Genomic DNA, 21,465 nt, shown 5'->3' on the forward strand with positions numbered 1-21,465 from the left:
GCAGCCTCGTCAGGCTAACTTGCTGATTTTTCAGCCCCTGACGAAAGTTCGTAACAGGGGATGGACGTCTCCGTGCTTTAAAAGGTTCCCACATTGGATGCCATCTGGCCACCTGTAGGAGCTGCCGCAGGCTGCGATCTTTTGATCTGGCTTCTAGAAAACAGGTCAAAAGATCGCAGCCTGCGGCAGCTCCTACGGGGTTTTGCGCGGCCGAGGGACGGTGGTTTGGCGACCACTTTTTAAGCTATACTCGCCGCCCTTTTTTGAATCACCGCCAGGCGATTTCCCATGACCCAACAGGCCGCCGAAGTCGCGAAACGCCGCACTTTCGCCATTATTTCCCACCCCGATGCCGGTAAAACCACGATCACCGAAAAGCTCCTGTTGATGGGCAAGGCGATTGCAGTGGCCGGTACGGTGAAATCCCGTAAATCCGATCGCCATGCGACATCCGACTGGATGGAGATGGAGAAGCAGCGGGGTATTTCCATTACCACGTCGGTCATGCAGTTTCCCTATCGCGAACACATGATCAACCTGCTCGACACCCCGGGCCACGAAGACTTCTCCGAAGACACCTACCGCACCCTGACAGCGGTGGACTCGGCACTGATGGTGCTCGACGGCGGTAAGGGTGTAGAGCCACGGACCATTGCGCTGATGGACGTCTGCCGTCTGCGTGACACGCCGATCGTCAGCTTCATCAACAAACTCGACCGTGACATTCGCGACCCGATCGAACTGCTCGACGAAATCGAAGCGGTCCTGAAGATCAAGGCTGCGCCGATCACCTGGCCGATCGGTTGCTACCGTGATTTCAAGGGCGTGTATCACCTGGCCGACGACTACATCATCGTCTACACCGCCGGTCACGGTCACGAGCGCACCGATACCAAGATCATCGAAAAACTCGACTCCGACGAGGCGCGCGCGCACTTGGGCGATGAGTACGAGCGCTTCATCGAACAGCTGGAACTGGTGCAGGGCGCCTGTCACGAATTCAACCAGCAGGAATTCCTCGACGGCCAACTGACCCCGGTGTTCTTCGGTACGGCGCTGGGCAATTTCGGTGTCGACCACGTGCTCGATGCTGTCGTCGATTGGGCGCCGCGTCCGCTGGCGCGCGTGGCCAATGAGCGCACCGTCGAGCCGGTGGAAGAGAAGTTCTCGGGCTTCATTTTCAAGATCCAGGCGAACATGGACCCGAAGCACCGCGACCGCATCGCCTTCATGCGTATCTGCTCCGGCAAGTACGAGAAAGGCATGAAGATGCGCCACGTACGCACCGGCAAGGACGTCCGCATCGGCGACGCCCTGACGTTCTTCTCCTCCGAGCGGGAACAGCTCGAAGAAGCCTACGCCGGCGACATCATCGGTCTGCACAACCACGGCACGATCCAGATCGGCGACACCTTCAGCGAAGGCGAAGTGCTGGGTTTCACCGGTATCCCGCACTTCGCCCCGGAACTGTTCCGTCGTGTGCGTCTGCGTGATCCGCTGAAGTCCAAGCAATTGCGTCAGGGCTTGCAGCAATTGGCCGAAGAGGGCGCGACCCAGGTGTTCTTCCCGGAGCGCAGCAACGACATCATTCTCGGCGCCGTCGGGGTGCTGCAGTTCGATGTGGTCGCCAGCCGTTTGAAAGAGGAATACAAGGTCGAGTGCTCGTATGAGCCGATTACTGTGTATTCGGCGCGCTGGATCGAATGTGACGACAAGAAGAAGCTTGAGGAATTCTCCAACAAAGCGGTGGAGAACCTCGCGCTGGATGGCGGTGGGCATCTGACCTATCTGGCGCCGACGCGGGTTAACCTGGCGTTGATGGAGGAGCGTTGGCCGGATGTGAAATTCCGCGCGACGCGTGAGCATCATTAAGCGCTGAGCTGGTTTGTTCGAAGCCCCCAAGGTGTAGGCCTTGGGGGTTTTTTGCTTTTTGTTTTGGGGGTATATCCGTTTCTGCGGGTGTTGCTGATTACGGTTTCGCCCGTACGGCGAGGCACTTTTTCCAAACGCCGAAAAAGTACCCAAAAAGGCTTGCTCCTACGTCCGGATCAATCCCTCCACTCAGCCTTCCGACGTCGCCGGTGGATCAAGATCAAAAGCTTTACTCGAGCTAACGCTCATCGGGTGTAGGAGCTGCCGGAGGCTGCGATCTTTTGCTTTTGCTTTTGCTGTTCTGTGGGAGCGAGCCTGCTCGCGAAGGCGGCTGACAGCCGGTCGACATCTAGCAGACTGCATGCGATTCCAGTGAGGTGAGTGTGCGCCGGGTGAAAGCTATACGTCGCTTGAAACCCATCCAGTCCAGGCGCGGGCCTTAGCTGTTTCTGTTATTGCTGTTATTCGAAAGCAATCTGTGCACCGAGGGCATTTCTGCCCGCTCGGCTGCGTCCTAAGTGGTGAACCGGTCGGATCGCAACTAGATTTCACACGGAGCCAGTCCGGCAAGTATGTCTTAGCGCAACAGGATGGAGTCGGCCATGAAAAGCAGATTGCTACGTATTTTGATGTTGTTGAAAGTGATGGTGATGCTGTCCCTCGGCGCGGCGACGGCGTGGGCCGAGTGTGAGGATCATGATTCGCAGGCGTTCAACGGACAGGTCGGGCATAGCGGGCTGATGCTGGCCAAGTCCGAGTCGGAGCCGGGGGATATGAATCAGGGCGGCAGCGCCGATGATGACGACTCGACCACAGACGAGCCGGACACCGATGATCCGGATGACGAGGGCGACAGCCAGACGTAGATAGTCGATCAAAGAAAAACCCCTTCGGCCTCGACTGATGCGCAATCGAGGTGAAAGGGGTTTGGTTAGCTCTGGTTCACCGCAAATCCCCTGTAGGAGCTGCGGAACGCTGCGATCTTTTGATCTTGCTTCTGAAAATCAAAAGATCGCCGCCTCGTTGCACTCGTCAGCTCCTGCAGGTTTTATGCAGGTCTCAGCATTGGCCTTATGCCGCGCCGTCGAGAAACTGCTCAGCGTAGTGGCAGGCCACCTGCCGATTATCCAGTTCACGCAACAGCGGCTCTTCCGTGGTGCAACGCTCGGTCGCGTACGGGCAGCGTTTGTGGAAAGCACAGCCCGGTGGCGGGTTGAGCGGGTTGGGCAGTTCGCCGACGATCTTGATTTTCGGCTTGTTCGGGTCCGGGTGAATCGTCGGGGTCGCCGACAGCAGCGCTTGGGTGTACGGATGCAGCGGGCGTTCGTAGATGTCGTTCTTCGGACCCAGTTCCACCGGGCGACCGAGGTACATCACCATCACGTCATCGGCTACGTGCTGCACCACCGCGAGGTTGTGCGAGATGAACACGTAGGCGGTATTGAACTCCTGCTGCAGATCCATGAACAGGTTGAGCACCTGGGCCTGAATCGACACGTCCAGCGCCGAAGTCGGTTCGTCCGCCACCAGCACTTTCGGTTGCAGCATCATCGCCCGCGCCAGGGCGATACGCTGGCGCTGACCACCGGAGAACATGTGCGGATAGCGCTGGTAATGCTCGGGACGCAAGCCGACCTGCTTCATCATCGCCTGGACTTTCTCGCGACGTTCGCTGGCCGACAGCTTGGTGTTGATCAGCAGCGGCTCGGCCAGTTGGTCACCGATTTTCTGCCGTGGATTCAACGATGCGTACGGGCTCTGAAACACCATCTGCACGTCTTTGCGCAGTTGCTTGCGCTCGGCCTTGTCGGCGCCGGCAACTTCCTGGCCGGCGATCTGCAGCGAGCCCGATGACGGTTCTTCGATCAGCGTCAGGGCGCGGGCGAGGGTGGATTTGCCACAGCCCGACTCACCCACCACGGCGAGGGTCTTGCCGGCTTCCAGTTCGAACGACACGCCGTTGAGCGCGCGCACGGTGGCGTGGCCCTTGAACAGGCCACGGGAGACTTCGTAGTGACGGGTCAGGTCGCGGGCGGTAAGTACGACGGCCATTACGCCACCTCCTGGTTCAGCGGGTAGAAGCAGCGGGCGAGGCTGTTGGCTTTCGGATCAAGGCCCGGACGCTGGGTGCGGCAGTTGTCCTGCACGTACGGGCAGCGCGGCGACAGCAGGCAACCCTGCGGACGGTCGTAGCGGCCCGGGACGATGCCCGGCAAGGTCGACAGGCGTGAGGCGCCGAGGCTGTGCTCGGGAATCGCCTTGAGCAGCGCTTCACTGTACGGGTGCGCCGGGATGTCGAACAGCTGCGGCACCTGGCCGACTTCCACGGCCTGGCCGGCGTACATCACGCAGACGCGCTGGGCGGTTTCCGCCACGACGGCGAGGTCGTGGGTGATCAGCACCAGGCCCATGTTCTGTTCTTTCTGCAACGCCAGCAGCAGATCCATGATCTGCGCCTGAATGGTTACGTCGAGTGCGGTGGTCGGCTCGTCAGCGATCAGCAGTTTCGGCTCGCCGGCAATCGCCATGGCGATCGCGACACGCTGGCTCATACCGCCAGACAGTTGATGCGGGTAGGCATCCATGCGACTGGCGGCGCCCGGAATTTCGACTTTTTCCAGCAGTTCGATGGCACGCTTGCGCGCTTGCTTGCCGGACATTTTCAGGTGCAGGCGCAGCACTTCTTCGATCTGGAAACCGACGGTGTAGCTCGGGTTCAGTGCGGTCATCGGGTCCTGGAAGACCATCGACAGGTCTTTGCCGACGATCTGCCGACGCTGACGATTGCTCAGCTTGAGCATGTCCTTGCCGTCGAAGCTGAGCGAGTCAGCGGTGACGATGCCGGGATGCTCGATCAGGCCCATCAGCGCCATCATGGTCACGGATTTACCCGAACCCGACTCGCCAACGATGGCCAGCACTTCGCCTTTGTCGACTTTCAGGTCGAGGCCGTCGACCACCGGGGTCGCGGTCTTGTCGCCGAAGCGGACGTTGAGATTCTTGATTTCTAGCAGTGACATTTGAATCTCCTCAGGCGGCGTTCTTGAGTTTCGGGTCCAGCGCATCGCGCAGGCCGTCGCCCATCAAGTTGATTGCCAGCACGCTGAGCAAAATGGTCAGACCAGGCAGGCTTACCACCCACCAGGCGCGTTCGATGTAGTCGCGGGCCGAGGCCAGCATGGTGCCCCACTCAGGGGTTGGCGGTTGTACGCCGAGGCCGAGGAAGCCCAGTGCGGCGGCATCGAGAATCGCCGAGGAAAAGCTCAGGGTCGCCTGTACGATCAGCGGCGCCATGCAGTTGGGCAGCACGGTGATGAACATCAGGCGCGGCAGACCGGCACCGGCCAGACGCGCGGCGGTGACGTAGTCGCGGTTCAGTTCGCCCATCACGGCAGCACGGGTCAGACGCACGTAGGACGGCAGGGAAACCACAGCAATGGCGATCACGGTGTTGATCAGGCCAGGGCCGAGGATGGCGACGATCGCCACGGCCAGCAGCAGCGACGGCAGGGCCAGCATGATGTCCATCAGACGCATGATGGTCGGGCCGACCACTTTCGGGAAGAAACCGGCGAACAGACCCAGCAGGATCCCCGGAATCAACGACATCACCACCGACGACAAGCCGATCAGCAGCGACAGGCGCGAACCCTGGATCAGACGCGACAGCAGGTCACGGCCAAGTTCATCGGTGCCGAGCAGGAACTGCATCTGCCCGCCTTCGAGCCACGCCGGCGGCGTCAGCAGGAAGTCACGGTATTGCTCGCTCGGGTTATGCGGCGCGACCCACGGCGCGAAAATCGCGCAGAAGATGATCAGCAGCATGAACAGCAGGCCGGCAACGGCGCCCTTGTTCTTGGAGAACGCTTGCCAGAATTCTTTGTACGGCGACGGGTACAGCAGGCTTTGATCCACGGCGGACGTGGCGGTGGCTACTGAGGATGTTGGAGTGCTCATGGGTATTGACCTCAGCGCTGATGACGGATGCGTGGGTTGGCAAAGCCGTAGAGGATGTCCACCACGAAGTTGACCAGAATCACCAGGCAGGCGATTAACAGGATGCCGTTTTGCACCACCGGATAGTCCCGGGCGCCGATGGCTTCGATCAGCCATTTACCGATGCCGGGCCAGGAGAAGATGGTTTCGGTCAGGACCGCACCGGCCAGCAGCGTGCCGACCTGCAGGCCGACCACGGTCAGCACCGGAATCAGTGCGTTGCGCAGACCGTGCACGAACACCACGCGCGACGGCGACAGGCCTTTGGCCTTGGCGGTGCGGATGTAGTCTTCGCGCAGCACTTCGAGCATCGACGAACGGGTCATCCGCGCGATCACCGCCAGCGGAATGGTGCCGAGCACGATGGCCGGCAGGATCAGGTGATGCAGGGCGTCGAAGAACGCGCCGACGTCATCGGCCAGCAGCGTGTCGATCAGCATGAAACCGGTCTTCGGCTCGATGTCATACAACAGGTCGATGCGCCCGGAAACCGGAGTCCAGCCCAGGCTCACCGAGAAGAACATGATCAGGATCAGGCCCCACCAGAAGATCGGCATCGAGTAGCCCGCGAGGGAGATGCCCATCACCCCGTGGTCGAACAGCGATCCTCGTTTGAGTGCCGCGATCACCCCGGCCAGAAGCCCGAGGATGCCAGCGAACAGCAGGGCGGCCATGGACAGTTCCAGGGTCGCCGGGAAAAGAGAGGTGAACTCGGTCCACACGCTTTCACGGGTACGCAACGACTCACCGAGATCGCCCTGGGCCAGTTTGCCGATGTAGTCCAGATACTGGGCATACAGCGGCTTGTTCAGCCCCAGGCGTTCCATTGCCTGAGCGTGCATTTCGGGGTCGACCCGACGTTCGCCCATCATCACTTCCACGGGGTCGCCCGGAATCATGCGAATCAACGCGAAAGTCAGCAAGGTGATGCCGAAAAACGTGGGGATCAACAACCCCAGTCGGCGGGCAATAAAACTAAACATCTTGTGTGGTACCTCATCAGCCGGTTAGGCGTGTCCGGCGTCCCTCAGGTCAGGGACGCCGGGCGTTTCTTATCTACTTCACCTGGGTGGTGGCGAAGTTATTAGTGGTGAGAGGGCTGATGTGGTAGCCCTCTACATTGTTGCGCATTGCAGTGAACATCCGAGTATGGGCCATGCTGATCCATGGCTGGTCCTGATTAAACAGCACTTGGGCCTGTTCGTAGAGCGCGGCGCGTTCGGCCGGATCTACTTTAGCCCGCGCTTCATCCAGCAGTGCCTGGAATTTCTCGTTGCACCAGCGTGCGTAGTTTTCGCCGTTCTTGGCGGCCTCGCAACTGAGCATAGGCGTCAGGAAGTTATCCGGGTCGCCGTTGTCGCCCGCCCATCCGGCCGAAACCATATCGTGCTCGCCGGCCTTGGCGCGCTTGAGCATCTCGCCCCATTCCATCACGCGGATGTCGATCTTGATCCCGACTTTCGCCAGGTCAGCCTGCATCATTTGCGCGCCGAGCATCGGGTTGGGGTTGGTCGGACCGCCGCCGTTACGGGTGAACAGGGTGAACGTGGTGCCTTCCGGCACCCCGGCTTCCTTGAGCAGGGCGCGTGCCTTGTCGAGGTCCCGTGGCGGGTTTTTCAGATCATGGTTGTAGCCGAGCAGGGTTGGCGGGTACGGGTTGACCGCCACTGAGGCGTTGCCCTTGCCGAACAGCGCGTTGACGTAGGCTTCCTTGTCGAACGCGATGTCGATGGCTTTGCGCACACGCACATCGCTCATGTACTTGTGCTGGGTGTTCATCGCGACGTACGAGACGGTCATCGCGTCCAGCTCGTCGACTTTCAGCTTGCTGTCTTTCTTGATGCTCGGGATGTCATCCGGTTTTGGATACAGCGCGACCTGGCACTCGTTGGCCTTGAGCTTTTGCAGACGCACGTTGTTGTCGGTGGCGATCGCCAGAATCAACGCGTCGGCCGGCGGCTTGCCACGGAAATAATCCGGGTTGGCCTTGAAGCGCACCTGCGCATCCTTGGCGTAGCGCTGGAAGATGAACGGGCCGGTGCCGATCGGCTTGTTGTTCAGATCGCCGGCCTTGTTGGCCTTGAGCAACTGGTCGGCGTATTCGGCCGGGTAGATCGACGAGAAGGCCATGGCGAGGTCGGCGAGGAACGGTGCTTCGCGGCGGGTCAGGGTGAACTTGACCGTGTTGTCGTCGACTTTCTCGACGCTTTTGAGCAGTTCCTTGAAGCCCATACTTTCAAAGTACGGGAAGCCCACGCTCGACAGTTTGTGCCACGGGTGATTCGGGTCCAGCTGGCGCTGGAAACTCCAGACCACGTCGTCGGCGTTCATGTCGCGGGTCGGCTTGAAGTATTCGGTGGTGTGGAACTTGACGCCTTTGCGCAGGTGGAACGTGTAGGTCAGGCCGTCTTCGCTGATGTCCCAGGACTCGGCGAGTGCCGGGATCACTTCGGTGGTGCCGGGCTTGAAATCGGCCAGGCGGTTGAAGATGGTTTCGGCCACAGCGTCCGCCGTGACTGCAGTTGTGTACTGGACCATATCGAAGCCTTCCGGGCTGGCTTCGGTGCAGACCACCAAGGGTTTGGCCGAGGCGCCGACAGCGACACTCAGCAACGCAGCCGCGATGGCTGCACGTAGGGGAAGCATTTTCATCGATAACCCTCTGCAATCGGTTGAAGACAGAAAACCGAACGGCCGACTCATCATGAGTCAGCCGTCGGTTGGCGTTTTTACAGAATGTTGAACGGGATGGTGGTTACGAGACGGAACTCGTTGATGCTGCCGTCCAGCTGATTATCACTGGCACGGTGCGCAGTGTAGGTGGCGCGGATGGCCGTGGCTTTGAGCGGACCACTTTGAACCGCGTAAGCAGCACCGATTCCGTATTCGTAGTGGTGTTCGCCGTCCATCGCCAGCACGCTGTCATAAGCGCCGCCTTTATAGTGGGTACCGTCGATGCCCCAGCCACGAGCGCTGTAGACGTTGAACTTCAAGCCAGGCACGCCATATTCAGCCATGTTCAGACCGTAAGCGACCTGGAAGGATTTCTCGTTCGGGCCGTTGAAGTCCGAGAGCAGGGAGTTGGCCAGGTAAATACCGTTGGTTTCGTGCAGGTAGTCGAAGTACTCGTTACCGTTAATTTCCTGGTACGAGAACGTCAGGCTATGGGCCTGGTGAGTCAGACCCAGGGACAGCGAGTACGTATCGTTGTCGATGTCACCCAGCTTGGCTTTACCTTCATCCACGGTCTTGTAGTAGTTCAGGCCGGTGGTCAGGCTCAGAATCTGGCTGTCGCCCAGTTCGTGGGTGGCGCCGAAGTAGTACTGTTTCCACATGTCTTCAGCTTGAGTGGCCCACAAGCTGGTTTTCAGGCTGGCAAACGGCTGATACGAAATACCAGCGGTGTTGACGTGATCAATTTCAATGATCGAATCAGCGTATTCGGAACGGAACTTGCGCTGGCTTTCTTCTGTACGCGGCGAGTTCTGATCGAACGTCGCGATGTCGAAGGTCAGGTTTTCCAGCTCTTCACTGTGCAGGCTGACGCCTTGAAAGCTCGAAGGCAGGGGACGGTTGCCGATCACGTCAACCATCGGGCTGCTGAAGTTCTGGCGGCCAGCGGTCAGGGTGGTATTGGAAACCCGAGCTTTGACGTTAGCCAGGCCCAGTTTGCTCCATTGGCCTTCAGCGTCACCGCCGTTACGGGTCAGTGTACGGTTGTTGCCTGGGCGCTCGAGACCGGCTTCCGGAGCGCCGCCGTTGCCGGATGCAAGGTTTTTGCGATCACGCTCCAGCGCAATGGCGTTGTACAGCGCAACTTCGGTGCTGATACCGACAGTACCTTCGGTGAACCCGGAGTTGTACTTGACGATGGTCCCCTGTACCCAGTTGATGCGGCGGTCAGTGGTTTGCAGCGTGTCGTTGTGTTTATAGCGGAATTTGGCGCCACGCTTGAGTTCTTCGTTGGCGTACCAGTTACGCGTCGATCCAGTAATCGATTGACCTTCCAGAAAGCCGGTGGCCTCAGCCTGGGCGCTTTTGGTGTTGACGGTCACCGGAGTGAACGCCTGGCTTTGGGTTTCCGCATAAGCCGTGGCGGTGATGCTGCTGATGGCCAGGGCCAGTATCGCGGTGCTGCTCAGTTTCATGGGTGAAGCTCCTTTACTTTCTTTTTATCCCGGCTTTTTTTGGTATGCCGGTTATTGGTTTAGAACTCGTTCACACATCGCAAACGTTTGCAAAAAGCCGGATTGGCGAATTTCGGCAAAGCGCTTGCGTGAGGGGAGTAGACGACTCCCCTCAGCATTGCGGCTAATCGGTTGGTTTAATCGATACTGACACCCGAGAACACGTTGCGGCCGAACGGGCTGACTTTGAACCCTTCGACCCGGGTGCTTAACGGCTGGTTGACCGTCGAGTGGGCGACAGGCGTGATCGGCACTTGCTGTTTAAGCAATTGCTGGGCCTGTTTATAAAGCACGGTGCGCTGGTCGCGGTCGGTGACGACCTTGGCCTGTTTGATCAGCTTGTCGTAAGCCGGGTCGCACCACATGGAGTAGTTGTTGCCGCCGATGGCGTCGCAGCTGTACAGCGTGCCCAGCCAGTTGTCCGGGTCCCCATTGTCGCCGGTCCAGCCGATCAGGCTGACGTCGTGCTCGCCGTTCTTGGTGCGCTTGATGTACTCGCCCCATTCGTAGCTGACGATCTTCACTTTCAGGCCGATCTTGGCCCAGTCGGACTGGAGCATTTCGGCCATCAGTTTGGCGTTCGGGTTGTAAGGACGCTGCACCGGCATTGCCCACAGGGTGATCTCGGTGCCTTCTTTCACGCCGGCAGCCTTGAGCAGTTCCTTGGCTTTTTCCGGGTTGTAGGCGGCGTCCTTGATGGTGTCGTCGTAGGACCACTGGGTCGGTGGCATGGCGTTGACGGCCAGTTGGCCGGCGCCTTGATAAACAGCGTTCAGAATCCCCTGTTTATTCACCGCCATGTCCAGCGCCTGACGCACTTCCAGTTGATCGAACGGCTTGTGGCGCACGTTGTAGGCGATGTAGCCGAGGTTGAAGCCCGGCTTGGAAATCAGTTGCAGTTTCGGGTCGGCCTTCAGCGCTTCAACATCGGCAGGACGCGGGTGCAGGGTGATCTGACATTCGCCAGCCTTGAGCTTCTGCACGCGTACCGAAGCGTCGGTATTGATCGCAAAAATCAGGTTCTTCAGCTTGACCCGGCTCGGATCCCAGTACTGCGGGTTGCCGGTATAGCGGATGTTCGAGTCTTTCTGATAGCTCTTGAATACGAACGGCCCAGTGCCGATCGGCTTCTGGTTGATGTCGCTCGGCTTGCCGTCGGCCAGCAGCTTGTCGGCGTATTCGGCCGACAGAATCGAAGCGAAGCTCATGGCGATGTTCTGGATGAACGCGGCGTCGACGCTGTTGAGCGTGAACTCCACGGTCAGCGGCCCGGTCTTCTCGACCTTGGCGATGTTCTTGTTCAGGCTCATCCCGTTGAAGTACGGAAACTCGGTGGGGTAGGCCTTGCGGAACGGCTGTTGTGCATCGAGCATGCGATTGAACGTGAACAACACGTCGTCCGCGTTGAAATCGCGGCTCGGCTTGAAGTAAGAGGTTGTGTGAAATTTCACGCCTTCACGCAGGTGAAAGGTGTATTTCAGGCCATCTTCGGAAATGTCCCATTTGGTCGCCAGGCCCGGTACGACATTGGTCGCGCCTTTTTCGAACTCGACCAGGCGGTTGTACAGCGGCTCGGCGGCGTCGTTATCGGTGGCCGTTGTGTATTGCGCGGTATCGAAACCCGCCGGGCTGCCTTCCGAGCAAAACACCAGGCTGTCGCTGGCGGCATAGCTTGCAGACGTGGCGGCCAACAGGCCGGCGCCCAACAGTGCGGAAAAAACCAAGGTATGGCGCATGACGCTCCCTCTTTTTTAGTGTTGTGCAATGCGCCTGAGCCCCTATCCCGGGGCTTATGGGGCGCATTGAGCTCAATCCAATACGTAAAGCAAAACCGGTGGCCCACGCAGACACTGGTCAGTACGCGACGGTAGGCACCGTGCCTCTGGCAGTAAATACGTAATTGCCTTAATGCTCGTAGGAAAAGTCGACGCGCCTATACCGAAGCAATCATCTGCGGCGGATTTGGGTGTAGGCCTTTTCCTTTTTTCCCGGTAGATAAAGCAACGGCGACGTCAGAAACGCCGCCGTTGCAATGTCTTACTTGCTGACGCTGACGCCGTAGAAGGAATTCAGGCCAAATGGGCTGATCTTGAAATCCTGCACGTTGGCGCGCATGGGTTGATACACCGTCGAGTGAGCGATAGGTGTCATTGGAACTGCATCTTTGAGGACGTGTTGCGCCTGTTTGTACAGCTCGGTGCGCTTGCCCTGGTCGGTAGTGCGTTTGGCTTCTTTCACCAGGCCGTCGAACTTCTTGTCGCACCACTTGGAGAAGTTGTTGCCGCTCAGCGAGTCGCAGCCGAACAGAACGTTGAGCCAGTTGTCCGGATCACCATTGTCACCGCTCCAGCCAATGATCATGGCCTGGTTCTCGCCACCTTTGGAGCGCTTGATGTACTCGCCCCACTCGTAGCTGGTGATCTTCACTTTCAAGCCGATCTTGGCCCAGTCGGACTGGAGCATTTCCGCCATCAGTTTGGCATTCGGGTTGTACGGACGCTGCACCGGCATCGCCCACAGGACGATCTCGGTACCTTCCTTGACGCCGGCTTCCTTGAGCAGCTGTTTGGCTTTCTCAGGGTCGTACTTGGCATCCTTGATGGTGGTGTCGTAGGACCACTGGGTCGGCGGCATGGCGTTAACGGCCAGTTGGCCCGCGCCCTGGTAAACCGAATCGATGATCTGCGGCTTGTTCACGGCCATGTCCAGCGCCTGACGCACGCGCAGGTCAGCCAGCGGGTTGGCCTCGTTGCTGCCCTTGACCTTGTCCATCACGTTGTAGGCGATGTAGCCCAGGTTGAAGCCGGCCTGATCCGGCATCTTCAGCGACTTGTCTTCTTTCAGCGCTTTCAGATCGGCCGGACGCGGGAACAGGGTGACCTGGCACTCGTTCTTTTTCAGCTTCTGGATACGCACCGACGGGTCGGTGGTGATGGCGAAGATCAGGTTGTCGATCTTCACGTCTTCAGGCTTCCAGTAATCCTTGTTGCCGGTGTAACGGATGTTCGAGTCTTTCTGGTAGCTCTTGAACACGAACGGGCCAGTGCCGATCGGCTTCTGGTTGATGTCGGCGGGTTTGCCATCCTTGAGCAATTGGGCCGCGTATTCGGCGGATTGCACGGAAGCGAAGCTCATGGCCATGTTCTGGATGAACGCGGCGTCGACTTCTTTCAGGGTGAACTTGACGGTGTGGTCGTCGACTTTATCGATCTTGGTGATGTTGGTGTCCATCCCCATGTCGGTGAAGTACGGGAATTCGGTCGGGTACGCCTTACGGAACGGATCGTCCTTGTTGATCATGCGGTTGAAAGTAAACAGCACGTCGTCGGCGTTGAATTCACGAGTCGGCTTGAAATACGGGGTGGTGTGGAACTTGACGCCTTCACGCAGGTGGAAGGTGTAAGTCAGGCCATCGTCGGAAATGTCCCATTTGGTCGCCAGACCAGGAATCACGGCGGTACCGCCGCGCTCGAACTGGGTCAGGCGGTTGAACATGGTTTCGGCTGAGGCGTCGAAGTCGGTTCCGGTGGTGTACTGGCCTGGATCAAAACCGGCCGGGCTCCCTTCGGAGCAGAACACCAGGTTAGTCGCAGCGGTGGCGAAAGGTGCGGAGGCTAACAAGCCTGCGCCGACTAGAAACGGAATGACCGCGTGTTTAAGCATGTTGGCCTCATGATTTGTTGTCATTTTTTAGTTGTGAGGTACGACCTCGTGAGTCGTGCCTGCGGATACTTATGCAGGCCCCATACCCAATGCAAGATCCAGAGCGGTCGGCGGCGTTAAACGGTGGCACGAACGTACCTTAATGTCGCATCCGTATAACTTTTGACGCATTTGACCGTTTGCGAGTGGTTTTTAAGGTGCATTCGGGGCACTGAAATGGTGCGTCAGTCATGTTGTGTGCGCTTGGGTGGGGCTTGGTGTTACTTATTTATACCCTTGGGGATGGGCGGGGTTGAGGGGGTTTTGGGGGTGGGGTTGGGTGGGGTGGATTGGGGCGGGGATTGGGGAGTTTTACTTGGTGCAACTGGGTGTTTCGATTGGTGGCACCTTGGCGGCCTTTGGGCCGACCAGGGTGTTGGTTGGTTTGGGTGAATATCCGTTTCTGCGGGTGTTGCGGATTGCGGTTCCGCCCTTACGGCGGGTCACCTTTTTCAAACGCCGGAGTGCCGGCCCAGCAAAAAGGTAACCGAAAAGGCTTGCTCCTGCGTTCGGCCCTCGCAGGCTCGGGTTCCTTCGCTGCGGGACTGATCCGGGCGCAGCGGCTACGGTTTGCTTCGCTGCACCTCCTTGCGCTGTGTACGACTGCGTCGTACGGTCGCTGCGCTCCCACGCCCGGATCAATCCCTCCACTCAGCCTTCCGACGTCGCCGGTGGATCAAGATCAAGATCACTCGAGCTAACGCTCATTGTGTAGGAGCTGCCGAAGGCTGCGATCTTTTGCTTTTGCTTTTCTATGGGAGCGAGCCTGCTCGCGATGAGGCACCTCAAGGTCCCCGAGGGCTTGAGTTTGTTTAATTCAGATTTTCAATAACCCGAACCTTCCCACAAGGTTTTCAGGTTGTCCGTCGGACGTGTGATCACTAGGCTTAATCTGTCGCTGAAGGTTCAGCGATCGGATGTGAGAATCCGTTGAGATGTTTTAATCCAACACGAGTACAACCATAATCCGCGCCAGTTAATTTGCTGCTGCGTAGTTTTATGGCGGCTGTGTGCGGGCGGACTTCGGTTCGGCCGGGTTGATCTCACCGGTTTCTCACTCCGCATACAGCTGCCACCTCTTCGTCGCGTGAGAAACGACAAGTGTTGGCTTCAACCAAGAGATCGCTCCAATGTCTAAACCAGTCCCCGACCCACCCGAAGAAACCCCAACCCCCCTCGAAGCCGCGCTGCGTGCTGACGATCTCGCAAAAAACCGCGAAGCCATCAAGCGTGCCCTCGATTTCTATCTCTGCCCTCCACCCAGCAAACCGCATCTACCCAGCACGATGTTTCTGGTCCAGCCCGACATCGACACCGAAAGCCTGCTCGCCCATGCCTGCGAATCCCTCGCCTCAGCCAACACCCTGGCCGGCGATTTCGCCGATCAGCTTGGTAGGCCGCAGCGCAATACGGCGCTGGCGATTCAGCAGATCATCATGCTGGCGGAGCTGGCGGTGAATCGGGCGCTGGATCGGGTTGATCCGCACGCTTGAGATCGCGTCATCGTTCTTCGCGAGCAGGCTCGCTCCCACATTCAAATGCGTTCAACCTGTGGGAGCGAGCCTGCTCGCGAAGCGGTGGATCATTCACTACAAAACCCGGACGCAAAAAAACCGGCAACCATTTAGTGATTGCCGGTTCTTCATTCCGCCAAGCTCAAATCACTGCATCAACACTTCAATCGAGCCATCAGCGGTCATGCTGACCTGGCTGGTGCCGGCTTCGACTTCGGGCGTCACCGGCGCGGAATCCATGGCTGCAGCTTTCATCATCATCGGTGCGCGCAGGTACGGTTGTGGGTAACCGTTGCTGTTGAGGTTCAGGTTGACGATTTTGTAGCCCTTGCCGCCCAGTGCATCGGTGGCCAGTTGTGCGCGGGTCTTGAAGGCGGTGACGGCTTCTTTGAGCAACTGGTCTTCGCTGGCCTTGCGGGTCGGGTCAGCGATGGCGAAGTCCATGCCACCCATTTTCAGCTCGGTCAGCAGTTCGCCGGTGAGTTTCGACAGGGCAGCGAAGTCGGTGCTTTCCAGGCGCAGTTCGGCGCGTTCGCGCCAGCCGGTGATCTTCTGGCCTTTGGTGTCGTAGATCGGATAGCTGTTGCGGCTGCCCGTGCGCAGGGTGATGTCTTTGACTTGCTTGGCCTGGGCGGTGGCCTTGTTCATGGTGGTGCTGATGGCGGCGGCGAGTTTGGCCGGGTCGGTGTTCTGCTCTTCGGTGTAGAGCGTCACGATCATCTGGTCGCGGGCCACTTCCTGGCTGACTTCGGCGCGCAGGGAAATCTGGTTGTAGTGCAGCTCATCGGCGGCCAGTGCCGGGAGGCTGGCGACGCTGCCGACGATCAGGGCGAGGAGGGCGGCGCTGCGGCGAAATGTGTGCATGAAGGCTCCTTGAATGAGGCGCAGGTGATGGGTCGCGGCCTGCGTGAACCATCAGACTCCAGAAAGCAGCGGCAAGTTGCAAGCCGCAAGCCGCAAGCCGCAAGCCAAAAGCTTTTACTTGCAGCTTGCAGCTCGAAACTTGCAGCTTTTGCGGTGTGGTCGTTTGCCGCACTTTCGCCTCTGAACCCCGCGCCTTGGTTATACTCCGTGCGATCCGCCTGGAGCGCTCATCAGGAGAGCTCATGCTCGCCCCCGTACAACTGACTTCCGCCACTCGCCAGAACCTCTGGCGGCTGACTTTCATCCGCACCCTGGTGCTCGCCGCGCAGGCCGGGTCCGTGGGCCTGGCGTACTGGCTGCAATTGTTGCCGTTGCCGTGGGTGCAATTGGCGATGACCTTGGGCTGCTCGATTCTGCTCTGCGTGTTCACTGCCGTGCGCCTGCGCACATCGTGGCCGGTGACCGAGCTCGAATACGCGCTGCAACTGGCCTGCGATCTGGTGATTCACAGTGCGCTGCTGTATTTCTCCGGCGGCTCGACGAACCCTTTTGTTTCCTATTATCTGGTGCCGCTGACCATCGCGGCGGTGACGTTGCCGTGGCGTTATTCGGTGATTCTGTCGGGCATCGCGCTGGCGCTGTATACGCTGATGTTGACGCGTTTCTATCCGCTGGAAACCTTGCCGGTCGCCCGTGAGAATCTGCAGATCTACGGCATGTGGCTGAGCTTCGCCCTGGCTGCTGCGGTGATCACCTTCTTCGCTGCGCGCATGGCTGAAGAGCTGCGCAGGCAGGAAGAGTTGCGCGCGATCCGCCGCGAAGAAGGTCTGCGCGATCAGCAGTTGCTCGCCGTTGCGACCCAGGCCGCCGGGGCGGCGCATGAGTTGGGTACGCCACTGGCGACCATGAGTGTGTTGCTCAAGGAAATGCAGCAGGACCACCCCGACCCAATGTTGCAGGACGATCTGAAGGTGCTGCAGGACCAAGTCAAATTGTGCAAGGAAACCTTGCAGCAATTGGTCCGCGCCGCCGAGGCCAACCGGCGTCTGGCGGTGGAGATGCAGGACGTTACCGATTGGCTCGACGAGGCGTTGAACCGTTGGCACCTGATGCGGCCGGAGGCCAGTTATCGCTTCCAGCGTCTCGGCCAGGGCACGGTGCCGCGCATGGCGCCGCCGCCGGATCTGACTCAGGCGCTGCTTAATTTGCTGAACAATGCCGCTGACGCCTGCCCTGAAAACCTCCAGGTCACGCTCGATTGGGACGCAGAGACTTTGACGATCAGCATTCGCGATCACGGCGCCGGTGTGCCGCTGGCCATCGCCGAGCAGATCGGCAAACCGTTTTTTACCACCAAGGGCAAAGGTTTCGGCCTGGGCCTGTTTTTGAGCAAGGCCAGCGTGACACGCGCCGGCGGCTCAGTGAAACTCTATAGTCATGAGGAAGGCGGCACGCTCACCGAGCTGCGCCTGCCCCACGGCGCCCGAGGAGACCAACATGAGTGACGAAATTCAAGTCGAAGGCGAAGAACTGCCGCATCTGCTGCTGGTCGACGACGACGCGACCTTCACCCGCGTCATGGCCCGCGCCATGGCGCGCCGTGGCTTTCGCGTCAGCACCGCCGGGTCCGCTGAAGAAGGCCTGACCATCGCCCAGGCCGATCTGCCGGATTACGCCGCGCTGGATCTGAAAATGGACGGCGACTCCGGTCTGGTCCTGCTGCCCAAGCTGCTGGAACTCGATCCGGAAATGCGCGTGGTGATTCTCACCGGTTATTCGAGCATTGCCACAGCGGTGGAGGCGATCAAGCGTGGCGCCTGCAACTACCTGTGCAAACCTGCCGATGCCGACGACGTGCTGGCTGCGCTGCTGTCCGAGCACGCCGACCTCGACAGTCTCGTGCCGGAAAACCCGATGTCGGTCGATCGCCTGCAATGGGAGCACATCCAGCGTGTGCTCACCGAGCACGAAGGCAACATTTCCGCCACGGCCCGCGCGCTGGGCATGCACCGCCGCACCCTGCAACGCAAACTGCAGAAGCGTCCGGTTCGTCGCTGAACCTGCGCTGAACGACTATCGCCAGCCCTCGCGATAAATCGCGCCGATCATCTATGATCGGCGCGTGTCCGTTCTTTTTACTATCGAGCCTTATCCATGAATCAGAACGCTGAATATTCCGCGGTCAACGATGCTGTGCGCGGGCAGTTTTTTCGCAAAGTCTGGGCGATGACCACGCCTTACTGGCGCAGCGAAGAGAAGGGCAAGGCCTGGACGTTGCTGATTGCCGTGATCGCGCTGACGCTGTTCAGCGTATGGATCGCGGTGTGGTTGAACAGTTGGTACAAGGATTTCTATAACGCCCTGCAGAAAAAGGATGAAGCAGCGTTCTGGCAGTTGATCCTGTACTTCTGCGGTATTGCCGCTGTGGCGATTCTCGCGGCGGTGTATCGCCAGTATCTGACGCAGATGCTGACCATTCGCTGGCGGGCGTGGCTGACCGAAAAGCATTTCACCCGTTGGCTTGAACACAAGAATTACTACCAACTGGAGCAGGGCGGTTATACCGATAACCCGGACCAGCGAATCTCCGAAGACCTTAATAAATTCACGGCGAACACGCTGGCGCTTGGCTTGGGCCTGATCCGCACGGTCGTCAGTCTGGTGTCGTTCTCGATCATCCTGTGGGGCGTCTCCGGCAGCATTGAAGTGTTCGGTTTTACCATTCCCGGCTACATGTTCTGGTGTGCACTGGTCTACGCGGCGGTCGGTAGTTGGCTGACGCATTTGATCGGCCGACGCCTGATCGGCTTGAACAACAACCAGCAGCGTTTCGAAGCCGACTTGCGTTTTTCGATGGTGCGGGTGCGCGAGAACGCTGAAAGCATCGCTTTGTACAACGGCGAGCCGAATGAAAACCGGCGCTTGAGCAATCGTTTCGGGCTGGTCTGGCATAACTTCTGGGACATCATGCGCGTGTCCAAGCGCCTGACGTTCTTCACTTCGGGCTATGGGCAGATCGCGATCATTTTCCCGTTCATTGTTGCGGCGCCACGGTATTTCAGCGGCAAGATCGAGCTGGGTGAGCTGATGCAAATCAACTCGGCGTTCGGCAATGTGCAGGAGAATTTCAGTTGGTTCATCAGTGCTTACCAGGATCTGGCGGAGTGGCGCGCCACTTGCGATCGTCTGCTGAGTTTCCGCAATGCCATGAGCAACAACGAGGAGCGGGTGCCCGCCATCGATGTGCAGAATCGGGGCAGCGAATTGCAGGTGCACGACCTTGGCCTGGATCTGGCCGATGGACGTCATTTGCTGACCAACGCTGATATGACCGTGGAGCCGGGTGAGCGCGTGATGCTCAGCGGCCGTTCCGGCAGCGGCAAGTCGACATTGCTGCGGGCGATGGGGCATTTGTGGCCGGCGGGTCACGGCAATATTCGTTTGCCGGCGGCGCGCTATCTGTTCCTGCCGCAGAAGCCTTATCTGCCCATCGGTACATTGCGTGAAGCGCTGAGTTATCCACAGCCGGGTGACACCTACGCGCCGGAGCGTTATGCACAGGTCTTGGAAACCTGCCGTTTGCCTCACTTGGTTGGGCGGCTGGATGAGGCCAATCACTGGCAGCGCATGCTCTCTCCGGGCGAGCAGCAACGCTTGGCCTTCGCCCGTGCGCTTCTCTATGCACCGCAATGGCTTTACATGGACGAAGCCACTTCGGCAATGGATGAAGAAGACGAGGCAACGTTGTATCAGGCGTTGATCGATGAGATTCCGGGCTTGAGCATTGTCAGCGTCGGTCACCGAAGCAGTTTGAAACGATTCCATCCACGGCATGTGCGGATCGACAGCGGTCGTCTGGTCGAACAGGCCATAACTGTCTGAACACTCACCTGTGGGAGCGAGCCTGCTCGCGAAGGGGCCATATCGGTCGACGAATCTGTCGTCTGAACCACCGCTTTCGCGAGCAGGCTCGCTCCCACAGTGGGGTAATGTGATCTGCCCGGTGATCGTACAACTCGCTTGAGCTATGATGGCGCCAAGCCGAACTTTCGAGACAAGATACAAATCATGGAAAAGCTGATCGACACCCCGCGCCTCCCCCGCAAGCGCCGCAGCCTCGCCCAGGAACTGGTGACGGTGTTGAGCGAGCAGATCCGCGATGGCCTGCTCAAGCGTGGCGACAAGTTGCCCACCGAGTCGGCGATCATGGAAGCCCATGGCGTCAGCCGCACCGTGGTCCGCGAGGCGATTTCCCGCCTGCAGGCCGCCGGCCAGGTAGAAACCCGCCACGGCATCGGGACCTTTGTTCTCGATACGCCGAGCCCGAGCGGTTTCCGCATTGATCCGGCCACCGTCGTCACCCTGCGTGACGTGCTGGCGATTCTCGAATTGCGCATCAGCCTCGAAGTCGAGTCCGCTGGCCTTGCCGCGCAACGCCGCAGTCCCGAGCAACTGGCGACCATGCGCGCCGCCCTCGACGCCTTGAACGAAAGCGCCTCCCATGCCAGCGATGCGGTGTCGTCAGACTTCGCTTTCCACCTGGAAATTGCCCTGTCCACCGGCAACCGCTACTTCACCGACATCATGACGCACCTGGGCACCAGCATCATTCCACGTACCCGGCTGAACTCGGCGCGACTGGCCCATGATGATCAGCAACATTACATGGGCCGTCTGAGCCGTGAGCACGAAGAAATCTACGACGCGATCGCCCGCCAGGATTCCGATGCTGCGCGTGCTGCGATGCGTCTGCACCTGACCAACAGCCGCGAAAGACTGCGCCAGGCCCATGAAGAGGCACAGGCGCAGCGAAGCTGACTCTTACGCCTCTATGCGCATCCTCAGCGCCTGCGAATACGGCTCCATACTCGACTCATCGCGAAACTTGTAGCGCAGCTCCACCTCGCGGCCCAGGTACGGTTGCAGCGCCTCTTTGGGCAACTGCACCTCGATGTCGAACAGCTTTTCCATTTCATCCTCGGCGTCGTCCCAAGCGCCGGTGTCGACTTCATCACCTTCCCATTCAGGTTCTTCAGCATCGCTGCCGAGGATCGCGTAAACGCTCCAGTTCGCCGCGAAATCGCTGGAATCCGGAACCTGCACGGTGAGGATCTCCGGCATTTGCGAGAGCTGAACAGTGACGCGGTCGTCCTGCGCAGGAGCGGTGTGGGTGAGGGTGGGGGCGGCAAAATGCATCGACATAACGGCTTCCTTTGAGTGGTCCGCCACGATCCTTCGTGGCAGTCGACGTACTTTACGAGCCGCTCGTCCCTTCGCAATTAAACGAATCCGGACCAGATATTTCAGCCGACAAATGCTTCTGAAATGGG

17 protein-coding genes are annotated in these 21,465 nt (G+C 59.2%); 7 read left to right on the forward strand and 10 right to left on the reverse strand.

What is annotated here, in order from left to right:
* Positions 1 to 288: 288 nt before the first annotated feature.
* Positions 289 to 1,872: a peptide chain release factor 3 gene (locus tag AB4N53_RS23845; RefSeq protein WP_460123939.1), complete on the forward strand. Its 1,584-nt coding sequence runs from the start codon at positions 289 to 291 to the stop codon at positions 1,870 to 1,872.
* Positions 1,873 to 2,474: 602 nt separating this feature from the next.
* The gene (locus AB4N53_RS23850) at positions 2,475 to 2,738 is read left to right on the forward strand and encodes a hypothetical protein (protein ID WP_460123942.1); all 264 of its coding nucleotides are present in this window, start codon (positions 2,475 to 2,477) and stop codon (positions 2,736 to 2,738) included.
* A gap of 205 nt (positions 2,739 to 2,943) precedes the next feature.
* Here AB4N53_RS23850 and AB4N53_RS23855 read toward each other — a convergent pair whose 3' ends face one another.
* From AB4N53_RS23855 to AB4N53_RS23890, 8 genes are all read right to left on the reverse strand, one after another.
* On the reverse strand, positions 2,944 to 3,924 hold the full coding sequence (locus AB4N53_RS23855) for a peptide ABC transporter ATP-binding protein (protein ID WP_095180366.1): 981 nt from the start codon (positions 3,922 to 3,924) through the stop codon (positions 2,944 to 2,946).
* Entirely contained in the window at positions 3,924 to 4,892 is a 969-nt protein-coding gene (locus AB4N53_RS23860; protein ID WP_016771722.1) for an ABC transporter ATP-binding protein, read from the reverse strand. The genes AB4N53_RS23855 and AB4N53_RS23860 overlap by 1 nt, the downstream gene beginning before the upstream one ends.
* 10 nt (positions 4,893 to 4,902) lie before the next feature.
* A complete protein-coding gene (locus AB4N53_RS23865) occupies positions 4,903 to 5,829 on the reverse strand; it encodes an ABC transporter permease subunit (protein ID WP_016771721.1) in 927 nt (308 codons plus the stop codon).
* An 11-nt stretch (positions 5,830 to 5,840) separates the two neighbouring features.
* Positions 5,841 to 6,851: an ABC transporter permease subunit gene (locus tag AB4N53_RS23870; RefSeq protein ID WP_016771720.1), complete on the reverse strand. Its 1,011-nt coding sequence runs from the start codon at positions 6,849 to 6,851 to the stop codon at positions 5,841 to 5,843.
* Between the two features lie 73 nt (positions 6,852 to 6,924).
* Positions 6,925 to 8,520 carry an ABC transporter substrate-binding protein gene (locus AB4N53_RS23875; protein WP_460123945.1) on the reverse strand — a complete coding sequence of 532 codons (1,596 nt, stop codon included), beginning with the start codon at positions 8,518 to 8,520 and terminating at the stop codon, positions 6,925 to 6,927.
* 77 nt (positions 8,521 to 8,597) lie between these two features.
* Entirely contained in the window at positions 8,598 to 10,016 is a 1,419-nt protein-coding gene (locus AB4N53_RS23880) for an OprD family porin (RefSeq protein ID WP_460123949.1), read from the reverse strand.
* 176 nt (positions 10,017 to 10,192) lie between these two features.
* Positions 10,193 to 11,791: an ABC transporter substrate-binding protein gene (locus tag AB4N53_RS23885; protein WP_460123952.1), complete on the reverse strand. Its 1,599-nt coding sequence runs from the start codon at positions 11,789 to 11,791 to the stop codon at positions 10,193 to 10,195.
* A 301-nt stretch (positions 11,792 to 12,092) separates the two neighbouring features.
* Complete coding sequence (locus AB4N53_RS23890) at positions 12,093 to 13,718, reverse strand: ABC transporter substrate-binding protein (protein WP_076565826.1); 1,626 nt, start codon at positions 13,716 to 13,718, stop codon at positions 12,093 to 12,095.
* Positions 13,719 to 14,887: 1,169 nt separating this feature from the next.
* On the opposite strand from AB4N53_RS23890, the gene AB4N53_RS23895 reads away from it, so the two are divergent.
* A complete protein-coding gene (locus tag AB4N53_RS23895) occupies positions 14,888 to 15,250 on the forward strand; it encodes a DUF6124 family protein (RefSeq protein ID WP_460123955.1) in 363 nt (120 codons plus the stop codon).
* A 168-nt stretch (positions 15,251 to 15,418) separates the two neighbouring features.
* Here AB4N53_RS23895 and AB4N53_RS23900 read toward each other — a convergent pair whose 3' ends face one another.
* Positions 15,419 to 16,135 (reverse strand): SIMPL domain-containing protein, encoded by a 717-nt coding sequence (locus tag AB4N53_RS23900; protein WP_460123958.1) that lies wholly within the window; start codon positions 16,133 to 16,135, stop codon positions 15,419 to 15,421.
* Between the two features lie 242 nt (positions 16,136 to 16,377).
* On the opposite strand from AB4N53_RS23900, the gene AB4N53_RS23905 reads away from it, so the two are divergent.
* The 4 genes from AB4N53_RS23905 to AB4N53_RS23920 all read left to right on the forward strand — a co-directional run bounded on the left by AB4N53_RS23905 (position 16,378) and on the right by AB4N53_RS23920 (position 20,953).
* Positions 16,378 to 17,640: an ATP-binding protein gene (locus AB4N53_RS23905; protein WP_460123961.1), complete on the forward strand. Its 1,263-nt coding sequence runs from the start codon at positions 16,378 to 16,380 to the stop codon at positions 17,638 to 17,640.
* A complete protein-coding gene (locus AB4N53_RS23910) occupies positions 17,633 to 18,193 on the forward strand; it encodes a response regulator transcription factor (protein WP_003221630.1) in 561 nt (186 codons plus the stop codon). The genes AB4N53_RS23905 and AB4N53_RS23910 overlap by 8 nt, the downstream gene beginning before the upstream one ends.
* A gap of 96 nt (positions 18,194 to 18,289) precedes the next feature.
* Positions 18,290 to 20,017 (forward strand): ABC transporter ATP-binding protein/permease, encoded by a 1,728-nt coding sequence (locus AB4N53_RS23915; protein ID WP_460123964.1) that lies wholly within the window; start codon positions 18,290 to 18,292, stop codon positions 20,015 to 20,017.
* A gap of 186 nt (positions 20,018 to 20,203) precedes the next feature.
* On the forward strand, positions 20,204 to 20,953 hold the full coding sequence (locus tag AB4N53_RS23920; protein ID WP_281120382.1) for a FadR/GntR family transcriptional regulator: 750 nt from the start codon (positions 20,204 to 20,206) through the stop codon (positions 20,951 to 20,953).
* 3 nt (positions 20,954 to 20,956) lie between these two features.
* Here AB4N53_RS23920 and AB4N53_RS23925 read toward each other — a convergent pair whose 3' ends face one another.
* Positions 20,957 to 21,337 carry a hypothetical protein gene (locus AB4N53_RS23925; protein ID WP_460123968.1) on the reverse strand — a complete coding sequence of 127 codons (381 nt, stop codon included), beginning with the start codon at positions 21,335 to 21,337 and terminating at the stop codon, positions 20,957 to 20,959.
* Positions 21,338 to 21,465 lie beyond the last annotated feature (128 nt).

The organism is Pseudomonas sp. H3_E04 (assembly GCF_054668915.1).

What these genes read in the sequence shown, in the direction of transcription:
- AB4N53_RS23895 (WP_460123955.1), top strand. Translation starts at nt 14,888, where the DNA reads ATGTCTAAACCAGTCCCCGACCCACCCGAAGAAACCCCAACCCCCCTC.
- AB4N53_RS23855 (WP_095180366.1), bottom strand. Translation starts at nt 3,924, where the DNA reads ATGGCCGTCGTACTTACCGCCCGCGACCTGACCCGTCACTACGAAGTC.
- AB4N53_RS23880 (WP_460123949.1), bottom strand. Translation starts at nt 10,016, where the DNA reads ATGAAACTGAGCAGCACCGCGATACTGGCCCTGGCCATCAGCAGCATC.
- AB4N53_RS23865 (WP_016771721.1), bottom strand. Translation starts at nt 5,829, where the DNA reads ATGAGCACTCCAACATCCTCAGTAGCCACCGCCACGTCCGCCGTGGAT.
- AB4N53_RS23910 (WP_003221630.1), top strand. Translation starts at nt 17,633, where the DNA reads ATGAGTGACGAAATTCAAGTCGAAGGCGAAGAACTGCCGCATCTGCTG.
- AB4N53_RS23860 (WP_016771722.1), bottom strand. Translation starts at nt 4,892, where the DNA reads ATGTCACTGCTAGAAATCAAGAATCTCAACGTCCGCTTCGGCGACAAG.
- AB4N53_RS23845 (WP_460123939.1), top strand. Translation starts at nt 289, where the DNA reads ATGACCCAACAGGCCGCCGAAGTCGCGAAACGCCGCACTTTCGCCATT.
- AB4N53_RS23850 (WP_460123942.1), top strand. Translation starts at nt 2,475, where the DNA reads ATGAAAAGCAGATTGCTACGTATTTTGATGTTGTTGAAAGTGATGGTG.
- AB4N53_RS23875 (WP_460123945.1), bottom strand. Translation starts at nt 8,520, where the DNA reads ATGAAAATGCTTCCCCTACGTGCAGCCATCGCGGCTGCGTTGCTGAGT.
- AB4N53_RS23870 (WP_016771720.1), bottom strand. Translation starts at nt 6,851, where the DNA reads ATGTTTAGTTTTATTGCCCGCCGACTGGGGTTGTTGATCCCCACGTTT.
- AB4N53_RS23885 (WP_460123952.1), bottom strand. Translation starts at nt 11,791, where the DNA reads ATGCGCCATACCTTGGTTTTTTCCGCACTGTTGGGCGCCGGCCTGTTG.
- AB4N53_RS23915 (WP_460123964.1), top strand. Translation starts at nt 18,290, where the DNA reads ATGAATCAGAACGCTGAATATTCCGCGGTCAACGATGCTGTGCGCGGG.
- AB4N53_RS23905 (WP_460123961.1), top strand. Translation starts at nt 16,378, where the DNA reads ATGCTCGCCCCCGTACAACTGACTTCCGCCACTCGCCAGAACCTCTGG.
- AB4N53_RS23925 (WP_460123968.1), bottom strand. Translation starts at nt 21,337, where the DNA reads ATGTCGATGCATTTTGCCGCCCCCACCCTCACCCACACCGCTCCTGCG.
- AB4N53_RS23920 (WP_281120382.1), top strand. Translation starts at nt 20,204, where the DNA reads ATGGAAAAGCTGATCGACACCCCGCGCCTCCCCCGCAAGCGCCGCAGC.
- AB4N53_RS23890 (WP_076565826.1), bottom strand. Translation starts at nt 13,718, where the DNA reads ATGCTTAAACACGCGGTCATTCCGTTTCTAGTCGGCGCAGGCTTGTTA.
- AB4N53_RS23900 (WP_460123958.1), bottom strand. Translation starts at nt 16,135, where the DNA reads ATGCACACATTTCGCCGCAGCGCCGCCCTCCTCGCCCTGATCGTCGGC.